The organism is Hydrogenophaga crocea (assembly GCF_011388215.1).
Lineage (GTDB): Bacteria > Pseudomonadota > Gammaproteobacteria > Burkholderiales > Burkholderiaceae_C > Hydrogenophaga > Hydrogenophaga crocea.
Window position 1 is genome coordinate 2,361,064 of sequence record NZ_CP049989.1, and the last position, 19,141, is coordinate 2,380,204.

At 71.0% G+C, this 19,141-nt stretch carries 17 protein-coding genes and 1 tRNA gene; 11 read left to right on the plus strand and 7 right to left on the minus strand.

Annotated elements, in window-relative coordinates:
* Positions 1 to 6: 6 nt before the first annotated feature.
* A complete protein-coding gene (gene urtA / locus G9Q37_RS11150; protein WP_166227270.1) occupies positions 7 to 1,302 on the minus strand; it encodes an urea ABC transporter substrate-binding protein in 1,296 nt (431 codons plus the stop codon).
* A 219-nt stretch (positions 1,303 to 1,521) separates the two neighbouring features.
* On the opposite strand from urtA, the gene G9Q37_RS11155 reads away from it, so the two are divergent.
* Positions 1,522 to 3,945 carry an NEL-type E3 ubiquitin ligase domain-containing protein gene (locus G9Q37_RS11155; protein ID WP_166227271.1) on the plus strand — a complete coding sequence of 808 codons (2,424 nt, stop codon included), beginning with the start codon at positions 1,522 to 1,524 and terminating at the stop codon, positions 3,943 to 3,945.
* Between the two features lie 15 nt (positions 3,946 to 3,960).
* Here G9Q37_RS11155 and G9Q37_RS11160 read toward each other — a convergent pair whose 3' ends face one another.
* The 6 genes from G9Q37_RS11160 to G9Q37_RS11185 form a co-directional block, all read right to left on the minus strand.
* Entirely contained in the window at positions 3,961 to 4,182 is a 222-nt protein-coding gene (locus G9Q37_RS11160; protein WP_420810284.1) for a YbdD/YjiX family protein, read from the minus strand.
* Positions 4,175 to 6,247 carry a carbon starvation CstA family protein gene (locus tag G9Q37_RS11165; protein ID WP_166227272.1) on the minus strand — a complete coding sequence of 691 codons (2,073 nt, stop codon included), beginning with the start codon at positions 6,245 to 6,247 and terminating at the stop codon, positions 4,175 to 4,177. The genes G9Q37_RS11160 and G9Q37_RS11165 overlap by 8 nt, the downstream gene beginning before the upstream one ends.
* A 145-nt stretch (positions 6,248 to 6,392) precedes the next feature.
* A complete protein-coding gene (locus G9Q37_RS11170) occupies positions 6,393 to 7,019 on the minus strand; it encodes a response regulator (protein ID WP_166227273.1) in 627 nt (208 codons plus the stop codon).
* Positions 7,016 to 8,353 carry a cache domain-containing protein gene (locus G9Q37_RS11175; RefSeq protein ID WP_166227274.1) on the minus strand — a complete coding sequence of 446 codons (1,338 nt, stop codon included), beginning with the start codon at positions 8,351 to 8,353 and terminating at the stop codon, positions 7,016 to 7,018. Before G9Q37_RS11175 ends, G9Q37_RS11170 begins: the two co-directional genes overlap by 4 nt.
* A 48-nt stretch (positions 8,354 to 8,401) precedes the next feature.
* Complete coding sequence (locus G9Q37_RS11180; RefSeq protein ID WP_420810285.1) at positions 8,402 to 9,421, minus strand: response regulator; 1,020 nt, start codon at positions 9,419 to 9,421, stop codon at positions 8,402 to 8,404.
* Positions 9,408 to 12,758: a hybrid sensor histidine kinase/response regulator gene (locus G9Q37_RS11185; protein WP_240936653.1), complete on the minus strand. Its 3,351-nt coding sequence runs from the start codon at positions 12,756 to 12,758 to the stop codon at positions 9,408 to 9,410. The genes G9Q37_RS11180 and G9Q37_RS11185 overlap by 14 nt, the downstream gene beginning before the upstream one ends.
* 174 nt (positions 12,759 to 12,932) lie before the next feature.
* Here G9Q37_RS11185 and G9Q37_RS11190 point away from each other — a divergent pair, with 174 nt between their 5' ends.
* From G9Q37_RS11190 to G9Q37_RS11235, 10 genes are all read left to right on the plus strand, one after another.
* Entirely contained in the window at positions 12,933 to 13,235 is a 303-nt protein-coding gene (locus G9Q37_RS11190; RefSeq protein WP_166227275.1) for an urease subunit gamma, read from the plus strand.
* Positions 13,236 to 13,251: 16 nt separating this feature from the next.
* Positions 13,252 to 13,842: a HupE/UreJ family protein gene (locus G9Q37_RS11195; protein WP_166227276.1), complete on the plus strand. Its 591-nt coding sequence runs from the start codon at positions 13,252 to 13,254 to the stop codon at positions 13,840 to 13,842.
* A 4-nt stretch (positions 13,843 to 13,846) separates the two neighbouring features.
* Positions 13,847 to 14,152: an urease subunit beta gene (locus G9Q37_RS11200; RefSeq protein ID WP_166227277.1), complete on the plus strand. Its 306-nt coding sequence runs from the start codon at positions 13,847 to 13,849 to the stop codon at positions 14,150 to 14,152.
* Positions 14,152 to 15,870: an urease subunit alpha gene (gene ureC, locus G9Q37_RS11205; RefSeq protein WP_166227278.1), complete on the plus strand. Its 1,719-nt coding sequence runs from the start codon at positions 14,152 to 14,154 to the stop codon at positions 15,868 to 15,870. The genes G9Q37_RS11200 and ureC overlap by 1 nt, the downstream gene beginning before the upstream one ends.
* Positions 15,870 to 16,415, plus strand: a complete 546-nt coding sequence (gene ureE, locus G9Q37_RS11210) for an urease accessory protein UreE (RefSeq protein WP_166227279.1) — start codon at positions 15,870 to 15,872, stop codon at positions 16,413 to 16,415. The genes ureC and ureE overlap by 1 nt, the downstream gene beginning before the upstream one ends.
* Entirely contained in the window at positions 16,405 to 17,094 is a 690-nt protein-coding gene (locus tag G9Q37_RS11215) for an urease accessory protein UreF (RefSeq protein ID WP_240936369.1), read from the plus strand. Before ureE ends, G9Q37_RS11215 begins: the two co-directional genes overlap by 11 nt.
* Complete coding sequence (ureG, locus tag G9Q37_RS11220; protein WP_166227280.1) at positions 17,091 to 17,762, plus strand: urease accessory protein UreG; 672 nt, start codon at positions 17,091 to 17,093, stop codon at positions 17,760 to 17,762. The genes G9Q37_RS11215 and ureG overlap by 4 nt, the downstream gene beginning before the upstream one ends.
* Positions 17,763 to 17,776: 14 nt before the next feature.
* A tRNA-Ser gene (locus G9Q37_RS11225) sits at positions 17,777 to 17,864 on the plus strand.
* Positions 17,865 to 17,894: 30 nt separating this feature from the next.
* A complete protein-coding gene (locus tag G9Q37_RS11230; protein ID WP_166227281.1) occupies positions 17,895 to 18,704 on the plus strand; it encodes a hypothetical protein in 810 nt (269 codons plus the stop codon).
* A 24-nt stretch (positions 18,705 to 18,728) separates the two neighbouring features.
* Positions 18,729 to 19,130 carry a hypothetical protein gene (locus G9Q37_RS11235; RefSeq protein WP_166227282.1) on the plus strand — a complete coding sequence of 134 codons (402 nt, stop codon included), beginning with the start codon at positions 18,729 to 18,731 and terminating at the stop codon, positions 19,128 to 19,130.
* Positions 19,131 to 19,141: the final 11 nt, after the last annotated feature.

A 19,141-nucleotide genomic window follows, 5' to 3' on the forward strand; every position in this document is an offset into this window, starting at 1 on the left:
TGCGCCTTACTTCGCCATCTTGGCGGGCACGTTCTTCTTGCCCTTGTTCTCGGGGATGTAGTCGCTCCAGGGGTCGGCGACCACCGGGCCCGGCGTCTTCCACACCACGTTGAACTGGCCGTCGGCGCGCACCTCGCCGATGAACACCGGCTTGTGCAGGTGGTGGTTTTCCTTGTCCATGGTGGAGATGAAGCCACCCGGGGCCTGGAAGGTCTGGCCGTACATGGCGGTGCGCACCTTGTCCACGTCGGTGCTCTTGGCCTTGGTGACCGCCTGCGCCCACATGTTGATGCCGATGTAGGTGGCCTCCATCGGGTCGTTGGTGATGGGCTTGTCCTTGTGGCCCGGGATGTTCTTGGCCTTGGCGTAGTCGCTCCACTTCTTCACGAACGCGGTGTTGGCCGGGCTCTTGATGCTCATGAAGTAGTTCCATGCGGCCAGGTGGCCCACGAGCGGCTTGGTGTCCACACCGCGCAGCTCCTCCTCACCCACCGAGAACGCGACCACGGGCACGTCCTTGGCCGACAGGCCGGCGTTGCCCAGTTCCTTGTAGAAGGGCACGTTGGAGTCGCCGTTGATGGTGGACACCACGGCGGTCTTCTTGCCTTCGCTGGCGAACTTCTTGACCTTGGCGATGATGGTCTGGTAGTCGCTGTGGCCGAAGGGGGTGTACTCCTCCATGATGTCGGCATCGGCCACGCCCTTGCTCTTGAGGAAGGCGCGCAGGATCTTGTTGGTGGTGCGCGGGTACACGTAGTCGGTGCCCAGCAGCACGAAGCGCTTGGCCGAGCCGCCGTCCTTGCTCATCAGGTACTCCACCGCCGGAATGGCCTGCTGGTTGGGTGCGGCGCCGGTGTAGAACACGTTGGGGCTGAGCTCTTCGCCTTCGTATTGCACGGGGTAGAACAGCAGGCCGTTGTTTTCCTCGACCACCGGCAGCACCGACTTGCGGCTCACCGAGGTCCAGCAGCCGAAGATCACGGCGACCTTGTCCTGCGTGAGCAGCTGCTTGGTCTTCTCGGCGAACAGCGGCCAGTTCGAGGCCGGGTCCACCACCACGGGCTCGAGCTTCTTGCCCAGCAGGCCGCCCTTGGCGTTGATCTCGTCGATCGCCATCAGCACCGTGTCCTTGAGCACGGTCTCCGAAATGGCCATGGTGCCCGAGAGGCTGTGCAGCACGCCGACCTTGATGGTCTCTTGCGCGTGGGCGCTCAGGCCGGTGAAGCCGAGCGAGGCGACGGTGGCGGCGGCCGCCAGGGTCTTGAGCGTCAGGCGACGCGGTTGGGAGGTGTTCGACGGCATGGCGCTTCTCCTGTGATCCGTTGAGGGACTGATGGGCATTTGGGGGCCGCCCCGGGGCGTGGGCCTTCGGCAGCGGTCGAGGGGGAATTTAGGGAGAAGGGCCGCCGGCGTATGTACGCCGGGTGGCGTACGGCGGGGCCCGCCACGGCCCATGACGATGGCCTGAACCCCGGAACCGGGGTGGCGGGCCCGTGTCCACGGGCGGACAGGAGCCGCCCCATGCACCGATCACAACGCTACTCCCTCACGCCCCCGCGCGTGGTGCCTCAGCCGGGCGCGCGCACCGCGGCGCCCGACCCGCACGCGCCCGCGGACCTGGTGGTGGTGTCGCTGGCCGAGGCGCCGGCCCCCGATCTGCAGAGCTGGCAGCGCCTGCTGCGGGCCCACCAGCGCACGCTGGCCACGCTGCAACTCGGCGACGGCACCGACGCCTTCGACACGCTGTGCGAGCAACTGGGCCGCTGCGTGGGCCCGCTCACGCGCGTGGTGCTGGTCGACCCCGGCCAGGGCGAGGGCATCGACGGCCTCGCGCACCTGCTCGACGCCTGGCTGCGCGAATGGCGCCACGACGCCGGCCACGACACGCCAGGCCTCGTGTCCACCCTGCAGACCATCGGGCCCCACGAGCTCGATGCCGGCGGGCTGGCCCGCGTCGTGTCGCGCGCCTGGAGCCCAAGCCCTGCAGGGACGCGGGCGAGCACGCCTGTGCCCGCCCGCGTCGTGGGCAGCCTTGCGCACGGCGTGCCGGTGGCGCTGCTGGTGACCAAGGTGGGCGGGTGGAGCGAAGGCGATCGCCTGTTGCTCGCGCAGCTGCAGCAAGCGCTCGCCCCGGCGCCGCTGCTGGCCATCGCCGTGGACCAGCCCGCCCGCGATCTCGCGCCCCTGGAGGCGCCCTTGCTGGCCCTGGTGTCGCCCTGCACGTCCGCCCTGGTGCTGGCGCACAACGCCAGCGACCCGCAGGCGCGGCTGCTGGCGGCCGAGCTGGGCGTGCTGGCGGCGAACCTCAACGACGGGCTCGCGTTCGTCGCCGGCTGCCTGGGCCGTCCCGCCCGGCGGACCGGCGGCAGCGCCGCCGACGCAGGCCCCTGGGCGAGCAGCCTGCACAGCGCCCTCAGCAACTGGCCGAAGGCGATCGCCTGGCACGACCGGCGCTACCTGCGGCGGCTCGACGCCTGGTTGCACGAGGCCCTGCCGGGCGGACGGGACAACCCGCTGCACCGGCGCCTGATGGATCACATGACCCGCCAGCTCGGGGCCCACCTGCGCGGCAACGGCCCGTCAAGCCCGGCCGCCCCGCTGGACCTGGTGCTGCCCATGGCCGACCTGCAGCAACTCCCTCCGCTGCCGCCGCGCCGCCTCGCCTCGCTCACGCTCGACCTCCAGGGCTGCCCGGCGGTCACCCTCGCGCTCGGCCGCCTGCCCCCCGATCTGCAGTGCCTGAGCGCCTGCCACGGCCAGCTCAGCTACCTCACGCTCGACACGCAGCAGCTGCACCCGTCGATCCGCATCGAGCTCGACCACAACAAACTGGCCTGCATTCCCCTGTCGTTCTGGGCCCTGCCCGCCACGGCCACCGTGAGCCTGCGCGGCAACCCCCTGGCCGAGCGCACGCGGCGGCAGATCGAAGCCACGCGCCCGGGTGCCGCGCGCGAATGTCCGCTGTTCGAGACCGATCCCCCGAGCCTGCGCGAGGCGCTGCGCGGCTGGATCGACCTGCCGCCCGCCGAAGCCCGCAGCGCGCACTGGCAGCGCATCGAAGAAGGCCTGGGCACACCCGACTTCGTCGCCTGGGTGGGGCGGCTGGCGCGCCTGACGCCGCGCCAGCGCCGCACCATCCGGCCGCAGCTCGTGGCCCTGATCGACCGCTGCACCCAGGACCCGGCCTTGTGCGGCACGGTGCTGGCGAACGTGGACGGCGCGGACGCGCGCTGCGACGACCGCGTGGTGCTGGTGTGGGAACGCGTGCGCCTGGGGCTCGTGTGCGCGCTCGCCTGCCGCGACGCCACCGCGGCCGGCACCCTGGCCGCCGCGCTGCTGCCACACGCCCGGCGCGCGTTCCGCACGGAAAAGCTGCTGGCGATCGCGGGCGAGAAGACGCGCGCGGTGGAAGCGGTCTGCGTGGCCCGGGGGGCTCGGCTGGAAGACGTCGAGGAGGTGGAGATCCACCTCGCCTACCTGTCGCAGCTCGACAGCCTGCTCGACCTGGGCAGCGGCATGGGCTTTGCCCTCCACATCGATGAGGGCATCTCCAAGGTCTCGCTGCGCGAGGTGCAGCAGGCCGCACGTTGCGTGAAGGCCGCCGAGAACGCGCACTTCAACGGCTTTCTGATCCAGTGGGAGCCCTGGCGCCTTGTGCTCCAACACCGCCGGCCCGAGGCCTTCGAAGCGATCCGCGAGCAGCGCCAGGACCTCGACCGCATCGCGGCCTGGACGGCCGAGGTGCAGGACGGCATCGACCGCATGGCGCGCCAGCACCCCGAGCGGCAAGCCCTCACCGCGCGCGAGCAGCAGGAAGCGCTGACCCGGGGCCTCGCCGAGTGCGAACGCAGGTGGGTGGCCGAACAGCTGCTCGCGCTCACGCACGCGGTGCTCAAGGACGAAGGGGCCGAGCAGGCGCTCGACCCCTTCTGGTCCCTGGTGTGAACGCGGGCGCCGGCCTCAGCAGCAGCGCCCCATGCGCGCGCCGTAGCGCGCCGCCTGGCGCTCGCGGAAGAAGGCCTCGTAGCTCATGGGCGCCTGGTCGGGGTGCGTGGCCTTCATGTGGGCCACGTAGCTGCCGTAGTCGGGCACGCCCACCATGAGCCGGAAACTCTGCGTGAGGTAGCGGCCGGCGCGCCCGATCTCGTCGAGCAGGCCGCCGCCGCTGGTGGCCTCAGCCATGGGCCGCAGCGCCGGCGGGCAGCGCCTCGTAGGGGGTTTCGGTCACGGTGGCGTGGCGCTCGGCGCGCGCCTTGAGCACGCTCTTGACGCTGTAGAACAGCACGCTCACCACCACGAACATGAAGAGCGCGCACAGCACCGCGTCGAGGCGGTTGTTGAACACGATGCGCGACATGGCCTCGCTGGTCTTGGCCGGTGCCAGCAGCACGCCCTGCTGGATCGCGTCGGCGTAGCGGTTGGCGTTGGACAGGAAGCCCACCTTGGGGTCGCTCGAGAAGATCTTGAGCCAACCCGCCGTCAGCGTGCACACCAGCAGCCAGGCCGCGGGCACCACGGTGACCCAGGCGTAGCGGTCTTTCTTCATCTTGTAGAGCACCACGGTGCCGAGCATGAGCGCCACGGCCGCGAGCATCTGGTTGGCGATGCCGAACAGCGGCCACAGCGTGTTGATGCCGCCCAGCGGATCGACCACGCCCTGGTACAGGAAGTAGCCCCAGGCCGCCACGCACAGGCCGGTGGCGATCAGGTTGGCGGGCAGCGAATCGGTGCGCTTGAGCGAGGGCACGAAGCTGCCCATGAGGTCCTGCAGCATGAAGCGGCCGGCGCGCGTGCCCGCGTCCACCGCGGTGAGGATGAACAGCGCCTCGAACAGGATCGCGAAGTGGTACCAGAAGGCCATCATGGCCTTGCCGCCCACCACCTGGTGCAGGATGTGGGCCATGCCCACGGCCAGCGTGGGCGCGCCGCCGGCGCGCGCGAGGATGGTGTTCTCGCCCACGTCCTTGGCGGTCTGCACGAGCATCTCGGGCGTGATCACGAAGCCCCAGGTGGACAGCTTGGCCGCCACGAGCTCGGGCGTGTTGCCCACCAGCGCGGCCGGGCTGTTCATGGCGAAGTACACGCCCGGGTCGATGCAGGCCGCGGCCACCAGCGCCATCACGGCCACGAAGGACTCGGCCAGCATGCCGCCGTAGCCGATGAAGCGCGCATTGACCTCGTTGTCGAGCATCTTGGGCGTGGTGCCCGAGGAGATCAGCGCGTGAAAGCCCGACACCGCGCCGCAGGCGATGGTGATGAACAGGAAGGGGAACAGGTTGCCCGACCACACCGGGCCGTTGCCGCCCGCGAACTGCGTGAGCGCGGGCATCTGCAGCGGCGGCGCCACCACCACGATGCCGATGGCCAGCGCCACGATGGTGCCGATCTTGAGGAAGGTGGAGAGGTAGTCGCGCGGCGCGAGCAGCAGCCACACGGGAATGGACGCGGCCACGAAGCCGTAGCCGATGAGCATCCAGGTCAGGGCCTTGCCGTCGTAGGTGAACAGCGGCGCCCATTCGGGGCTTTCGTGCACCCATTGGCCGGCCACGATGGCCAGCATGAGCAGCGCGAAGCCGATCACCGACACCTCGCCGATGCGGCCCGGGCGGATGAAGCGCAGGTACACGCCCATGAACAGCGCCACCGGGATGGTGGCCGCCACGGTGAAGGTGCCCCAGGGCGATTCGGCGAGCGCCTTGACCACGATCAGCGCGAGCACCGCGAGGATGATGATCATGATCATGAAGGCGCCGAACAGCGCGATGATGCCGGGCACCGTGCCCATCTCCTGCTTGATCAGGTCGCCCAGCGAGCGGCCGTCGCGGCGCGTGGAGATGAACAGCACGATGAAGTCCTGCACCGCGCCGGCGAACACCACGCCGGCCAGGATCCACAGCAGGCCGGGCAGGTAGCCCATCTGCGCCGCGAGCACCGGGCCCACCAGCGGGCCGGCGCCCGCGATGGCCGCGAAGTGGTGGCCGTAGAGCACGTACTTGTGCGTGGGCACGTAGTCGAGGCCGTCGTTGTGGCGCCAGGCCGGCGTCATGCGCGAGCCGTCCAGGCCGAACACCTTCGTGGCCAGGAACAGGCTGTAGTAGCGGTAGGCGATCAGGTAGACGCAGACGGCGGCGACCACCACCCACAGGGCGCTGACCGCCTCACCGCGCCCCAGCGCCACGGCCGCGAGCGCGAAGGCGCCCAACAAGGCCACGAAAAACCACCCCAGGTGGCGACCCAGTCCAGACATGCGTGTCTCCTCGTGTGCGGCGACCGCACCGATCCGGGTCGCCAGGCGCCGGGCAGTATCGGCAGCGCACCCCTTTGGCGCATCCGTTGCACCGCGCGATGCACCACGCGGTCCCACCTAAGTAAAAACCCGTATCAGGGTCGCGTCACGGGGCTTCGCGCGCGTGTTCGACCGCGTACTTGATGAGTTCGGCCTGCCCTTCGAGCCCGAGCTTGCGCTTGATGCTCTGGCGGTGCGCCTCGACGGTGCGCACGCTCAGCGCCAGCGCCTTGGCGATCTGCTTGCTCGACTCGCCACGCCCGAGCGCACTCAGGATCTGGCTCTCGCGCGGCGTGAGCATGGGCCGCACGGTCTGCGAGCGGAACAGCCGGCGCGAGACCGCCGGGCTCAGGAAGGTGCCGCCCGCCACCACCGCCTCGATCGCGGCCACCACCTCGCTGGCCGGCGTCTCCTTGAGCACGTAGCCGCGCGCGCCGGCCTGCAGCGCGCGGTGCACGTACTCGGGGTTGTCGTACATGCTGAACATCAGCACGCACAGCGCGGGGCGGCGCGCGAGCATGGCCTGCACCAGGTCGATGCCGTTGCTGTCCTTCAGGCCCACGTCCTGCAGCACCACGTGCGGGTCGGTCTCGTCGAGGCGGCGCAGCGCCTCGGCGGCGTCGCCGGCCTCGCCCACCACCTCGAGCCGAGGCACACCCGACAGGCGCGCGCGCAGGCCCTCGCGCACCATGGGGTGGTCGTCGACCAGCAGGATGCGGATCGGCTCGTTCATATCAGGGCCTCGATCTGCGTGCCGTGCCCCGGCTCGCTGTGGATGGAGAGGCGCCCGCCGATGGTGGCCAGGCGCTCGCGCATGTTGCGCAGGCCGATGCCGCGCTCGGGATCCAGGTGCACGGCCTGCGGGTCGAAGCCGCGCCCGTCGTCGGTGACGGTCATGCGCAGGCCCCGGGGCTCGAAGGCCAGCACCAGCTCGACGCGCTGCGCCTGCGCGTGCTTGACCACGTTGGTGAGGCTTTCCTGCGCGATGCGAAACAGCGCGGTCTTGGCCTCTGCCGCCACCTCGCGCTCGGCGCCTTCGATGCGCACCGCCACCGGGACGGCGCTCGCGTCTTCGACCTCCTGCGCCAGGTGCTGCAGCGCCGCGGGCAGGCCCAGGGTGTCGAGCAGCGCAGGCCGCAGGCGGTGAGAAATGCGCCGCACCTCGACCAGGCTGTCTTCGAGCAGCCGCAGCGCCTGCGCGAGCGCGCCCGGCTTGCCGCCCTCGGCGCTGGCCTCCATCAGCAGCTTGGTCGACACCAGGCCCTGGCTGATGCCGTCGTGCAGCTCGCGCGCGAGCCGCGCGCGCTCGTCTTCCTGCGACTGCTGCACCTGGCGCGCGAGCAGGCGCAGCTTGTTCTCGGCCACGCGCTGCTCGCTGAGGTTGAGCGCGAGCCCGCACACGCTGATGAGCGCGATGCCGAAGGCCGCGATGCCCGCGATCCACAGCAGCGTGGTGGCGATGTTGCGGTTGGCCTCGCGCTCGAGCTGCTGCAGCGTGGCCTGCATGCCATCGAGGTAGAGGCCGGTGCCCATCATCCAGCCCCAGCGCTCGAAGGCCACCACGTAGCCGAGCTTGGCCGCCATCTTGCCCGCCGAGGGCTGCTGCCAGAGGTAATCGACGAAGCCGCCGCCCGCGCGCGCCTGCGCGATCAGGCGCTGGATGGTGGGCCGGCCCTCGGGGTCGCGCAGCTCCCACAGGTTCTGGCCCACCAGCTCGGGCTGGCGCGAGTGCATGAGCACGCGGCCCTGCAGGTCGTAGACGAAGAAGTAGCCGTCGGGGCCGTAGTCGAGCGAGGCCAGCAGGCGCAGCGCCTGCTCGCGGTCGGCGGCGTCGTCGCCCTGGCCCGGGGCGCGGCGGCGCTCGTAGAGCGGCATCACGGTGCTGGCGGCCAGCACCACGTAGTTGTGCAGTTCGCTGCGCCGCGCGTCCATGTAGGCGCGCTCGACCATGGCGAACTCGCGCTGCGCGAGCGCGCGTTCCTGCTGCAGCACCGCGAGCGCGATCAGCGCGAGCGAGGCCAGCAGCGGCAGGATGGCCAGCAGGAGGATCTTGGAGCGCAGGCGCATGGCGGGCGAAAACGGGCGAAGGCGGGATTTTCCGCCATCGCGCCGCGCTCAGCCCGCGGGCGCATCGAGCAGCCGCACCCGGTTGATGGCCATGGCCGCGGCCGCGGTGCGGGTCTCCACGCCCATCTTCATGTGGATGCGTTCGAGGTGCTTCTTCACCGTGGCCGGGCTGGCGCCCAGGATGTCGGCGATGTCGCGGTTGATCTTGCCCTTGACGACCCAGTACAGCACCTCGGCCTCGCGCGCGGTGAGGCCGAAGGCGCTCGCGAGCGCGGCGTACACCGATTCGTTCGAGGTTTCCTGCATCACGATCAGCCAGTCGCCCTCGCCCTGCGGATCGCTGTCTTCGTCGCCCACGCGCTGGTGCAGCCGGAAGGTGAGGCGGCGCGGGCCGTTCTCCAGCGTGAGGCGCGGCGGCTCACGCTGCGCCTGCGCCTCGGGCAGGTGGCGGCGCAGCCACTGCAGCACCACGGGCGGCGTGGTCGGCGCCTCGGTGCCGCAGTGCTGGCGCAGCAGCTCGCGCGCGAGCGAGGTCTGCCACAGCAGGCGGCCGTCGCTGGCGCGCACGGTGATGGTGGCGTAGCCGAAGGCGTCGAGCGCGTGGCGCGCCTGGCTGCGTTCGAGCGCGCCCTCGCGCTGCTCGCGCGCCTGCTTGAGGTGCACGCCCATGCGCGCCATCACCTCGCGCGGCTTGATGGGCTTGGTCACGTAGTCCACGCCGCCGGCGGCGAAGGCGTTCTCCAGGTGCTCGGTCTCGGTCAGGCCGGTCATGAAGATCACCGGGATGCCCGCGGTCGCGGGGTCGGCCTTGAGGCGGCGCGCCACCTCGAAGCCGTCGATGCCGGGCATGAGCGCGTCGAGCAGCACCATGTCGGGCAGGGCCTGGCGCGCGCGGCGGATCGCGCTTTCGCCGTCGAGCGCCACGAGCACGGTGTAGCCGGCGTCGTCGAGCGCGTCGTGCAGCGGCGCCACGTTGTCGGGCACGTCGTCGACGATCAGCACCACGCGGTGCTCGCCGCGCGGCAGGCGCGGGTTGTCCAGGGAGGTGTCGGGCTCAGGCATCGCCATGGGTCAAGCGTTCTTCGATGGCTTCGAAGCGGAACTCGCGCGCCAGCGCGGCCAGCGTCGCGGCCAGCCCCGCGTGTTCGGGCCGGCGGCGCACCCAGTCGTCGAGCCACTGCAGGATGCCGCGCGTGTAGCCCAGCCGCACGAGTTCGAGCAGCGGCTCGATCTCCTCGCGCGCGGGCGCTTCGGGGCGCGCGGGCGCGGGCGCGGCGGCGGCTTCGGCGGGCGCCTCCAGCCACTGCAGGCCCAGGGCCTGCGCGAGCCAGGCGAGCAGCTCGCTGCGGCGCACCGGCTTGACGATGAAGTCCTGCGCGGCCACGCCGTCTTCGCCGTCGAGTTCCACGTGCAGGCCCTTGTCGAAGGCGTTGGCCGAGACGATGGCCAGCGGCACCGCGCCCCAGCCCAGCGCGCGCAGGCGCCGGCGCGTCTCCCAGCCGTCGATGCCGGGCATGGCCAGGTCGAGAAAGATCGCGTGCGGCGCGCCGGCGTCGCCCGGCGCCAGGCCCGCGAGCCGCTCCAGCGCGTGCAGGCCGCTGTGCGCCTGCTGCACCTCGAAGCCCAGCGGTTCGAGCCAGCGCTGCAGCAGCTCGCGGTCGGCCTCTTCGTTGTCTACCACCAGCACGCGCCGGCGCTCGCCCACGTAGCCCACGGGCCGTGCCAGCAGCGGCGCCACGGGCAGCGCGCCGCGCAACTCGGGCAGGAACAGGCGCACGGTGAACACACAGCCCTGCCCGGGCGCGCTGCGCACGGCCATCTCGCCGCCCATGAGGTCGGTGAGCATCTTGGCGATGGTCAGGCCCAGGCCGGTGCCGGTGGCGTTCACGCTCTCGCCCTGGCCGCGCGCGAAGGGCTCGAACACGCGCTCGATCTCGGCCGCGCTCATGCCGGGGCCGGTGTCGTGCACCTCGAACAGCGCCATCTCGCGCGCATGGCTCACACGCAGCCGCACCTGGCCCGCGCGCGTGAATTTCACCGCGTTGCCCAGCAGGTTGATGAGGATCTGGCGCAGCCGGCGTTCGTCGGCGCGCACCATCTCGGGCAGGCGGCCGTGCGGCTCGTACACGAAGCGCAGGCCCTTGGCCGCGGCCTGCAGCTCGAACATGCCGGCCACCTCGGCCAGCGTGGCCGCGAAGGGCACGGGCTTGACGTCGAGCGCGAGCTTGCCGGCCTCGATGCGCGCGATGTCCAGCGTGCCGTCGATCAGCGAGAGCAGGTGCTCGCCGCCGCGCTGGATCACGCGCAGCGCCTGCGCGCGGTGCGGCGGCAGGCCGCTGTCTTCCTGCAGCAGTTGCGCGTAGCCCAGGATGCTGTTGAGCGGCGTGCGCAGCTCGTGGCTGATGGTGCTGATGTAGCGCGTCTTGGCCTGGTTGGCCTGTTCGGCCGCGCGCCGCGCCTGCTGCAGCGCGAGGTCGGTGCGCTTGTGCGATTCGATCTCCTGCATCAGCAGCCGCGTCTGGCGGTTCGATTCCTCCTGCGCCACCACGCGGCTCTTGTGCGCGAGCACCAGCCACCAGGCCACGGTGGCCGCGATCAGCAGCAGCACCGCGTACACGCGCAGAAAGCCCGATCGCAGCGCGGCGTCGAGCAGCGAGGCGTTGCCGCCCAGGTCCATCGCGAGGCTTTGCACCTCCTGCCGGTACAACAGGCCCAGCACCGCGGCGAGCACGGGTGCAATCACCACCATGATCAGCAGGTAGTGCGCCAGGCCCGCGTCGAGGTAGGGCCACACGCGCAGCGGCAGCAGGCGGCGCAGGCTGCCGGTCCACTGCTCGGACAGGCGCGCGTGCGGCTTGCACAGGTCGCCGCAGCGCGCGTCCAGCGTGCAGCACAGCGAGCAGATCGGCCCCTGGTACGCCGGGCAGTGCGCCATGTCAGGGCCTTCGTACTCGCGCTCGCAAATGACGCAGCGCTGGGTGCGCAGGCGGGCATAAGGCCCGGCCTCGCCCTCGCTGCGGCGCGCGATGTAGTAACGCCCCTTCGTGGCCCAGGCGATCAGGGGCGCAGTCACGAAGGCGGTGACCATGGCGATCACGGCCGAAAAGGCCTCGGCCGTGGGCCCCATGAGGCCCAGGTGCGCGGCGATGGACAGCAGCGAGGCCAGCGCCATCGCGCCCACGCCCACGGGGTTCACGTCGTAGAGGTGGGCGCGCTTGAACTCGATGCCGCGCGGGCTCCAGCCCAGCGGCTTGTTCACCACCAGATCGGCCACCACGGCCATGATCCAGGCGATGGCGATGTTGGAGTACACGCCCAGCACCTGGCCCAGGGCCTGGAACACGTTCATCTCCATCAGCATGAAGGCGATGAAGGTGTTGAACACCACCCACACCACGCGCCCCGGGTGGCTGTGCGTGAGGCGCGAGAAGAAGTTGCTCCAGGCGAGCGAGCCCGCGTAGGCGTTGGTGACGTTGATCTTGAGCTGCGACACCACCACGAACAGCGCCGTGGCCGCCACCGCCCAGCCGTAGTCGCTGAACACGTACTCGTAGGCCGCGAGGTACATCTGGTTCGGGTCGACCGCGCGCTCGGGCGGCACCATGTGGCCGATGGCGAGGTAGGCCAGCACCGCGCCGCCCAGCATCTTGAGCACCCCCAGCACCACCCAGCCCGGCCCGCCCGCGAGCACCCCGGCCCACCAGCGCCAGGCCCGGCCGGGCTGCGGCGCGGGCATGAAGCGCAGGTAGTCGGCCTGCTCGCCCATCTGCGTGATGAGCGCAATGCCCACGGTCAGTGCGGCACCAAAGAGGTGCCAACTGAAAGATGCACCAAGATCGCTCGCACCGCCGTAGTGCACGACGTTGCGGAAGGTCTCGGGCGCCATCAGGCCCACGGCCACGAAGGGCACCACCATCATCACCAGCCACAGCGGCTGGGTCCACACCTGGAAGCGGCTGATCATCGAGATGCCGTGCGTGACCAGCGGAATGACCACCAGCGCGCAGAGCAGATAGCCCCATTCGGGCGGGATGCCCAGCGCGAGTTCGAGCGCGTAGGCCATGACCGCGGCCTCGAGCGCGAAGAAGATGAAGGTGAACGAGGCGTAGATCAGCGAGGTGATGGTCGAGCCGATGTAGCCGAAGCCCGCGCCGCGCGTGAGCAGATCCATGTCCACGCCGTGGCGTGCCGCGTACACGCTGATGGGCAGGCCCGCGAGGAAGATGATCAGCCCGGTGGCCAGGATGGCCAGCGCCGCGTTGACGAAGCCGTACTGCACCAGCAGCGTCGCGCCCACGGCCTCGAGGATCAGGAACGAGGCCGCGCCGAAGGCGGTGTTGGCCACCCGCCATTCGCTCCACTTGCGAAAGCGCTGCGGCGTGAAGCGCAGCGCGTAGTCCTCCATGGTCTCGCTGCCGACCCAGCTGTTGTAGTCGCGGCGCACCTTGATGATGCGCTGCGGGGCGTCGGCAGGGAGGGCGCTGGGCGGGTTCACGGGCCTTGCGGGTGCAGCTTTCGTGCCATTACCCTTTGGCCGGTACGGCTCTTGCTGCTGGCCCCGACGAGGAGAACCGCCCGAATGGACCTGACCCCGCGCGAAAAAGACAAGCTGCTGATCTTCACCGCCGCCCTGCTGGCCGAACGCCGCCGCGCCCGCGGCCTCAAGCTCAACCACCCCGAAGCCATCGCCCTGATCACCGCCGCCGTGATGGAGGGCGCGCGCGACGGCAAGACCGTGGCCCAGCTCATGAGCGAGGGCCGCAGCGTGCTCACGCGCGCCGACGTGATGGACGGCGTGGCCGAGATGATCCCCGACATCCAGGTGGAAGCCACCTTCCCCGACGGCACGAAGCTCGTGACCGTGCACCAACCGATCGCCTGAACCCGGAGGAGAACCCATGAAGCACACGCCGTCCCCCCTGAAGACCCTGGTCACCCTGACCCTGCTGGGCACCGGTTCGCTGGCCCTGGCCCACGTGGGCGCCGACCAGGGCGACCACCACGGCCTGCTCGCCGGCTTTCTGCACCCGGTGACCGGCCTGGACCACCTGGCCGCGATGGTGGCCGTGGGCCTCTGGAGCGCCACCACGACGCGCCGTTTCTGGCTGGCGCCGCTGGCCTTCGCCCTCACGCTGCTGGTTGGCGCGCTGCTGGCCCAGGGCGGTCTGTCGCTGCCCGCGATCGAACCCATGATCGCTGCGTCCATGCTGGTGGTGGGCCTGCTGCTGGCCGCGCGCGCCCGGCTGCCCGAGGCCCTGGGCGCGGCGCTGGTGGGCGGGTTCGCTCTGTTCCACGGCGCCGCGCACGGCCAGGAACTGGCGGGCATGACGGCCCTGGCCGGCATGGTGGCCGGCACCGCCGCGCTGCACCTGGCGGGCATGGGCCTGGGCCGCCTGCTGCTGCGCCACAGCGTGTGGTGGGGCCGCGTGGCCGGCGCCGCTGTCACCCTGATGGGCCTGAACATGGCCTGGGGCCTGGTGGCGGGTTGAATTGATGACGCCCGGCGAATTCCTCATTGACGGCGGCGAGCACACGCTCAACCCCGGCCGCCGCACCACCACGCTGGTGGTGAAGAACACCGCCAGCCGGCCGATCCAGGTTGGCTCGCACTACCACTTCGCCGAAACCAACGGCGCACTCGACTTCGACCGCGCCGCCGCACGCGGCATGCGGCTGAACATCGCCAGCGGCACCGCGGTGCGCTTCGAGCCCGGCCAGCAACGCACCGTCGAGCTCGTGGACTACGCGGGCGACCGCGTGGTCTTCGGTTTCCGCGGCCTCATTCAAGGAAAGCTGTGATGGCCACCATCGGACGACGCGCCTATGCCGACATGTTCGGCCCCACCACGGGCGACCGCGTGCGCCTGGCCGACACCGGGCTGGTGATCGAGGTCGAGAAGGACTTCACCCTGGCCGCGGGCGGCTATGGCGAAGAGGTGAAGTTCGGCGGCGGCAAGACCATCCGCGACGGCATGGCGCAGAGCCAGCGCTCGCGCGCCCAGGGCGCGGTGGACACGGTGATGACCAACGCGCTCATCATCGACCACTGGGGCATCGTCAAGGCCGACATCGGCCTCAAAGACGGCCGCATCGCCGCCATCGGCAAGGCCGGCAACCCCGACACGCAGCCCGGCGTCTCGATCGTGATCGGCCCCGGCACCGAGGTGATCGCCTGCGAAGGCCTGATCGTCACGGCCGGCGGCATCGACAGCCACATCCACTTCATCTGCCCGCAGCAGGTCGACGAGGCCCTGGCCTCGGGCATCACCACCATGCTCGGCGGCGGCACCGGCCCGGCCACCGGTACCTTCGCCACCACCTGCACGCCCGGCCCCTGGCACATCGAGCGCATGCTGCAGGCCGCCGACGGCCTGCCCATGAACATCGGCTTCCTGGGCAAAGGCAACGCCAGCCGGCCCGACGCGCTGCGCGAGCAGATCGAGGCCGGCGTGATCGGCCTCAAGCTGCACGAAGACTGGGGCACCACGCCCTCGGCCATCGACCAGTGCCTGGCCGTGGCCGACGAAACCGACACGCAGGTGGCGATCCACAGCGACACGCTCAACGAATCGGGTTTCGTGGAAGACACCATCGCGGCCACCAAGGGCCGCACGCTCTGCGCCTTTCACACCGAGGGCGCGGGCGGCGGTCACGCGCCCGACATCCTGCGCGTGGTGGGCGAGAAAAACTTCCTGCCCTCCTCCACCAACCCCACCATGCCCTACACCGTGAACACGCTCGACGAACACGTCGACATGCTCATGGTGTGCCACCACCTCGACGCGGCCATTCCCGAAGACCTGGCCTTCGCCGAAAGCCGCATCCGCAAGGAAACCATCGCGGCCGAAGACATCCTGCACGACCTCGGCGCCATCAGCATGATGAGCAGCGACAGCCAGGCCATGGGCCGCGTGGGCGAGGTGATCCTGCGCACCTGGCAGACCGCGCACAAGATGAAGCTGCAGCGTGGCACCCTGCCCGAAGACAGCGCGCGCAACGACAACTTCCGCGTCAAGCGCTACATCGCCAAGTACACGATCAACCCCGCCATCGCGCACGGCATTGCGCACATCGTGGGCTCGCTCGAAGTCGGCAAGTGGGCCGACCTGGTGCTGTGGAAGCCGGCCTTCTTCGGCGTGAAGCCCTTTGCCGTGCTCAAGGGCGGCAGCATCGCGCTGGCCGCCATGGGCGACCCCAACGCCTCCATTCCCACGCCGCAACCGGTGCACTTCCGGCCGCAGTTCGGCTCGCTGGGCGGCGCGCTCGCGCGCAGCAGCCTGAGCTTCGTCTCGCAGGCCGCGCTGGCCGCGGGCGTGGGCCAGCGCTACGGCCTGCAGAAGTCGCTCGCCGCCGTGCAGGGCTGCCGCCGCGCCACCAAGCACGACATGGTGCACAACGCCTGGCTGCCGACGATGGAGATCGACGCCCAGACCTACACCGTGCGCGCCGACGGCCAGCTGCTCACCTGCGAGCCCGCCACCGTGCTGCCCATGGCGCAACGCTACTTCCTGTTCTGATGCTGCAAGCCTCCAAACGCATCGCCCGCGGCCAGGGCCTGGCGCGCGTGCTGGTCCAGCGCGCGCCCACGGTCGAGCTCGACTGGGACATCCGCCAGAAAAGCCGCTTCGACGCGCGCCTGAGCGACGGCCGCGGCCTCGCGGTGTTCCTGCCGCGCGGCAGCGTGGTGCGCGGTGGCGACGTGCTGGTGAGCAGCGAGGGCGAGCTCGTGCGCGTGGTGGCCGCGCCGCAGGCGGTGCTGCGCATCAGCGCCTGCCCCGACCACCCGGCCAGCGAACAGGCCTTCGACCTCATGCGCGCGGCCTACCACCTGGGCAACCGCCACGTGCCCATCGAGCTGCAGCCCGACCACCTCAAGATCGAGCCCGACCACGTGCTGGCCGACATGCTGCGCGCCATGCACCTCACGGTGGAGGCGGTGTGCGAGCCCTTCGAGCCCGAGGGCGGGGCCTACGGCGGGCATGGGCATTCGCATGGCCATGGCCATGGCCACGCGCACGACCACGACCACGACCACGACCACGGTCATTCCCATGGCCACTGACGCCGCGCTGCTGCGCACGCTCTGGCTCGCCTCGCCCGCGCTGCCCGTGGGCGGCTTCTCGTACTCCGAAGGCCTGGAGGCCGCGGTCGACGCCGGCCGGGTGCACGACGAAGCGAGCGCCGGCCCCTGGCTGGTCGACCAGCTCCTGCTGGGCCCGGCGCGCAGCGACCTCGCGGTGGCGGCGCAAGCGATAACGGCCTGGCGCGTCCACGACCTGGACCGCGTGCGCGAACTCAACGCCTGGGTGCTGCACACGCGCGAGACCAGCGAGCTGCGCCTGCAGGCCGAGCAGATGGGCAAGTCGCTGCAGGCCTGGGCGCAGTCGCTGGGCGCGTTCGGTGCGCCCGTGCTGCAGGCCCTGCAGGCCGCGCGGCTCGAGCCGCCCACCTGGCCCGTGGCCAGCGCCTGCGCCGCCGCGCACGGCGACGCCCCCGTGCGCGAGGCGCTCGTGGGCCTGGCCTTCGGCTGGGCCGAGAACATGGTGCAGGCCGCGATCAAGGCCGTGCCGCTCGGCCAGGGCACGGGCCAGCGCCTGCTCGCGCAACTCGCGCAGGCCATACCCGCCGCGATGGACGAAGCGCTCGCGCTCGGCGACGATCAGCGCCAGGCCTTCACCCCCATGCTCGCCATCCTCTCGGCGCGCCACGAAACCCAGTACTCACGCCTGTTCCGCTCATGAACGCCACCGCGCTGCACCACATCCCCAACCGCACCAAAGCCCTGCCCCCGCTGCGCGTGGGCATCGGCGGGCCCGTGGGTTCGGGCAAGACCACCCTGCTGGAGATGCTCTGCAAGGCCATGCGCGAGCGCTACGACCTGATCGCCATCACCAACGACATCTACACCAAGGAAGACCAGCGCCTGCTCACCATCAGCGGCGCGCTGCCGGCCGAGCGCATCCTGGGCGTGGAGACCGGCGGCTGCCCGCACACCGCGATCCGCGAAGACGCCTCCATCAACCTCGAGGCCATCGACCGCATGCTCGAACGCTTCCCCGACGCCGACGTGGTGTTCGTGGAAAGCGGCGGCGACAACCTGGCCGCCACCTTCAGCCCCGAGCTCAGCGACCTCACCATCTACGTGATCGACGTGGCCGCGGGCGAGAAGATCCCGCGCAAGGGCGGCCCCGGCATCACCAAGAGCGACCTGTTCGTCATCAACAAGACCGACCTCGCGCCGCACGTGGGCGCCGACCTCGAGGTGATGAAGGCCGACACCGCGCGCATGCGCCCCGACGCCGAGCGCCGCCCCTGGGTGATGACCAACCTCAAGACCCTGCAGGGTGTGGACGAGGTGGTGCGTTTCATCGAAAAGCGCGGCCTGCTGCAAACACAAGCGGCGCACTAGAATCCGCGGTCTGCGGAGACGTGGGTGAGTGGTTTAAACCAGCAGTCTTGAAAACTGCCGACCCGCAAGGGTCCGTGAGTTCGAATCTCACCGTCTCCGCCAGATGCGAGGGGCCATCGTCCGCCTGACACCATGCTTGGGCTCCGTCAACTGCACCGCAGCTCTCCTCGCTACACCGGCCTGGCCGTGCTGCTGGCCATTGCGGCCCTGCCCGTCGCCATCGCGCTCGCCATCGACACCCGCCTGTACCAGGGCATTCCGGTGTGGATCAAGCCGCTGAAGTTCCTGCTGTCGTTCGTGCTGTACCTGCTCACGCTGGCCTGGGCGTCGCGCCATGCCGCGGCGGCCGTCACGTCGCGGCCCTGGTGGCGCTGGCACGAACGCGCCGTCGTGCTGGCGGTGCTGGCCGAAGTGGCCTGGATCGCGGGCGCTGCGGCGCTGGGCACCGGCTCGCACTTCAACGTCACCAGCCTGCCCACCGGGGTGCTGTACGGCACCATGGGCTTCGCGGCGGTGGTGCTCACGTCGGCCACCGCGACCATGGCCTTTGCGGTCGCGCGGGCGCGCGGGCCCGGTCTTTCACCCGCGCTGCGCGACGGCGTGGTGTGGGGCCTGGGCCTCACCCTGCCGCTGACGCTGCTGACCGCCGGCACGCTGGCGGCGCAAGCCAACCATTGGGTCGGCGGCACACCCAGCGACGCGGCGGGCCTGTGGCTGATGGGCTGGTCGCGCGATGGGGGCGACCTGCGCGTGCCGCACTTCTTCGCGACGCACGCGATGCAGGGCGTACCGGCCCTGGCCTGGCTGATCGCGCGCTGGCGCGGCCCTGCCGCGGTGGGCTGGGTGCGGGCCGCCGCCGGGCTGTACACCGCGTTCGTGCTGTTCACCTTTGCGCAGGCCCTGCGCGGCATGCCCTTCGCGCCCTGGCTCGCGGCGGCCTGAGCGCGGTCCCTACAATCCGCCGCCATGCGTCCCGCCCGCTGGCACACCCGACTGACCTGGACCCTGGCCCTGATGGCTTGGCTGGCCCAGTTGTGCCTGCCGGTGGCGCACGCCACCATGGTCGGCGGGCAAGACGGCGCCATGGCGGCCTGGTGCGGCAGCGCGAGCAACGCGGCCGAGGCCAATGCCTCGCTGCCGCCCGAGATCCGCGCCGCGCTGGCCAAGGAGTCGGTCGGCGTGGACCAGCTCGCGCAGTGCGCCAAGGCCTGCACCGCCGCGGCCACGCCCGCGCCCTGGCCCACAGTGGCGGTGGCCTCGCTGCCGCCGGTCGAGGGCGCACGCTGGTCGCCCGCGGCCAGCCGGCCCGCCGCGCTCGCGCGGCACGCGCTCAAGCCGCCGTCGCAAGGCCCACCCGCGCGCGCCTGAGCCCGGCTCCG

Coding starts and splice junctions, on each gene's coding strand:
- G9Q37_RS11235 (WP_166227282.1), top strand. CDS start 18,729: ATGCGTCCCGCCCGCTGGCACACCCGACTGACCTGGACCCTGGCCCTG.
- G9Q37_RS11230 (WP_166227281.1), top strand. CDS start 17,895: ATGCTTGGGCTCCGTCAACTGCACCGCAGCTCTCCTCGCTACACCGGC.
- ureE (WP_166227279.1), top strand. CDS start 15,870: ATGCTGCAAGCCTCCAAACGCATCGCCCGCGGCCAGGGCCTGGCGCGC.
- G9Q37_RS11185 (WP_240936653.1), bottom strand. CDS start 12,758: ATGGAGGACTACGCGCTGCGCTTCACGCCGCAGCGCTTTCGCAAGTGG.
- G9Q37_RS11190 (WP_166227275.1), top strand. CDS start 12,933: ATGGACCTGACCCCGCGCGAAAAAGACAAGCTGCTGATCTTCACCGCC.
- ureC (WP_166227278.1), top strand. CDS start 14,152: ATGGCCACCATCGGACGACGCGCCTATGCCGACATGTTCGGCCCCACC.
- G9Q37_RS11180 (WP_420810285.1), bottom strand. CDS start 9,421: ATGGCGATGCCTGAGCCCGACACCTCCCTGGACAACCCGCGCCTGCCG.
- G9Q37_RS11175 (WP_166227274.1), bottom strand. CDS start 8,353: ATGCGCCTGCGCTCCAAGATCCTCCTGCTGGCCATCCTGCCGCTGCTG.
- G9Q37_RS11165 (WP_166227272.1), bottom strand. CDS start 6,247: ATGTCTGGACTGGGTCGCCACCTGGGGTGGTTTTTCGTGGCCTTGTTG.
- G9Q37_RS11155 (WP_166227271.1), top strand. CDS start 1,522: ATGCACCGATCACAACGCTACTCCCTCACGCCCCCGCGCGTGGTGCCT.
- G9Q37_RS11215 (WP_240936369.1), top strand. CDS start 16,405: ATGGCCACTGACGCCGCGCTGCTGCGCACGCTCTGGCTCGCCTCGCCC.
- G9Q37_RS11170 (WP_166227273.1), bottom strand. CDS start 7,019: ATGAACGAGCCGATCCGCATCCTGCTGGTCGACGACCACCCCATGGTG.
- G9Q37_RS11160 (WP_420810284.1), bottom strand. CDS start 4,182: ATGGCTGAGGCCACCAGCGGCGGCGGCCTGCTCGACGAGATCGGGCGC.
- ureG (WP_166227280.1), top strand. CDS start 17,091: ATGAACGCCACCGCGCTGCACCACATCCCCAACCGCACCAAAGCCCTG.
- urtA (WP_166227270.1), bottom strand. CDS start 1,302: ATGCCGTCGAACACCTCCCAACCGCGTCGCCTGACGCTCAAGACCCTG.
- G9Q37_RS11200 (WP_166227277.1), top strand. CDS start 13,847: ATGACGCCCGGCGAATTCCTCATTGACGGCGGCGAGCACACGCTCAAC.
- G9Q37_RS11195 (WP_166227276.1), top strand. CDS start 13,252: ATGAAGCACACGCCGTCCCCCCTGAAGACCCTGGTCACCCTGACCCTG.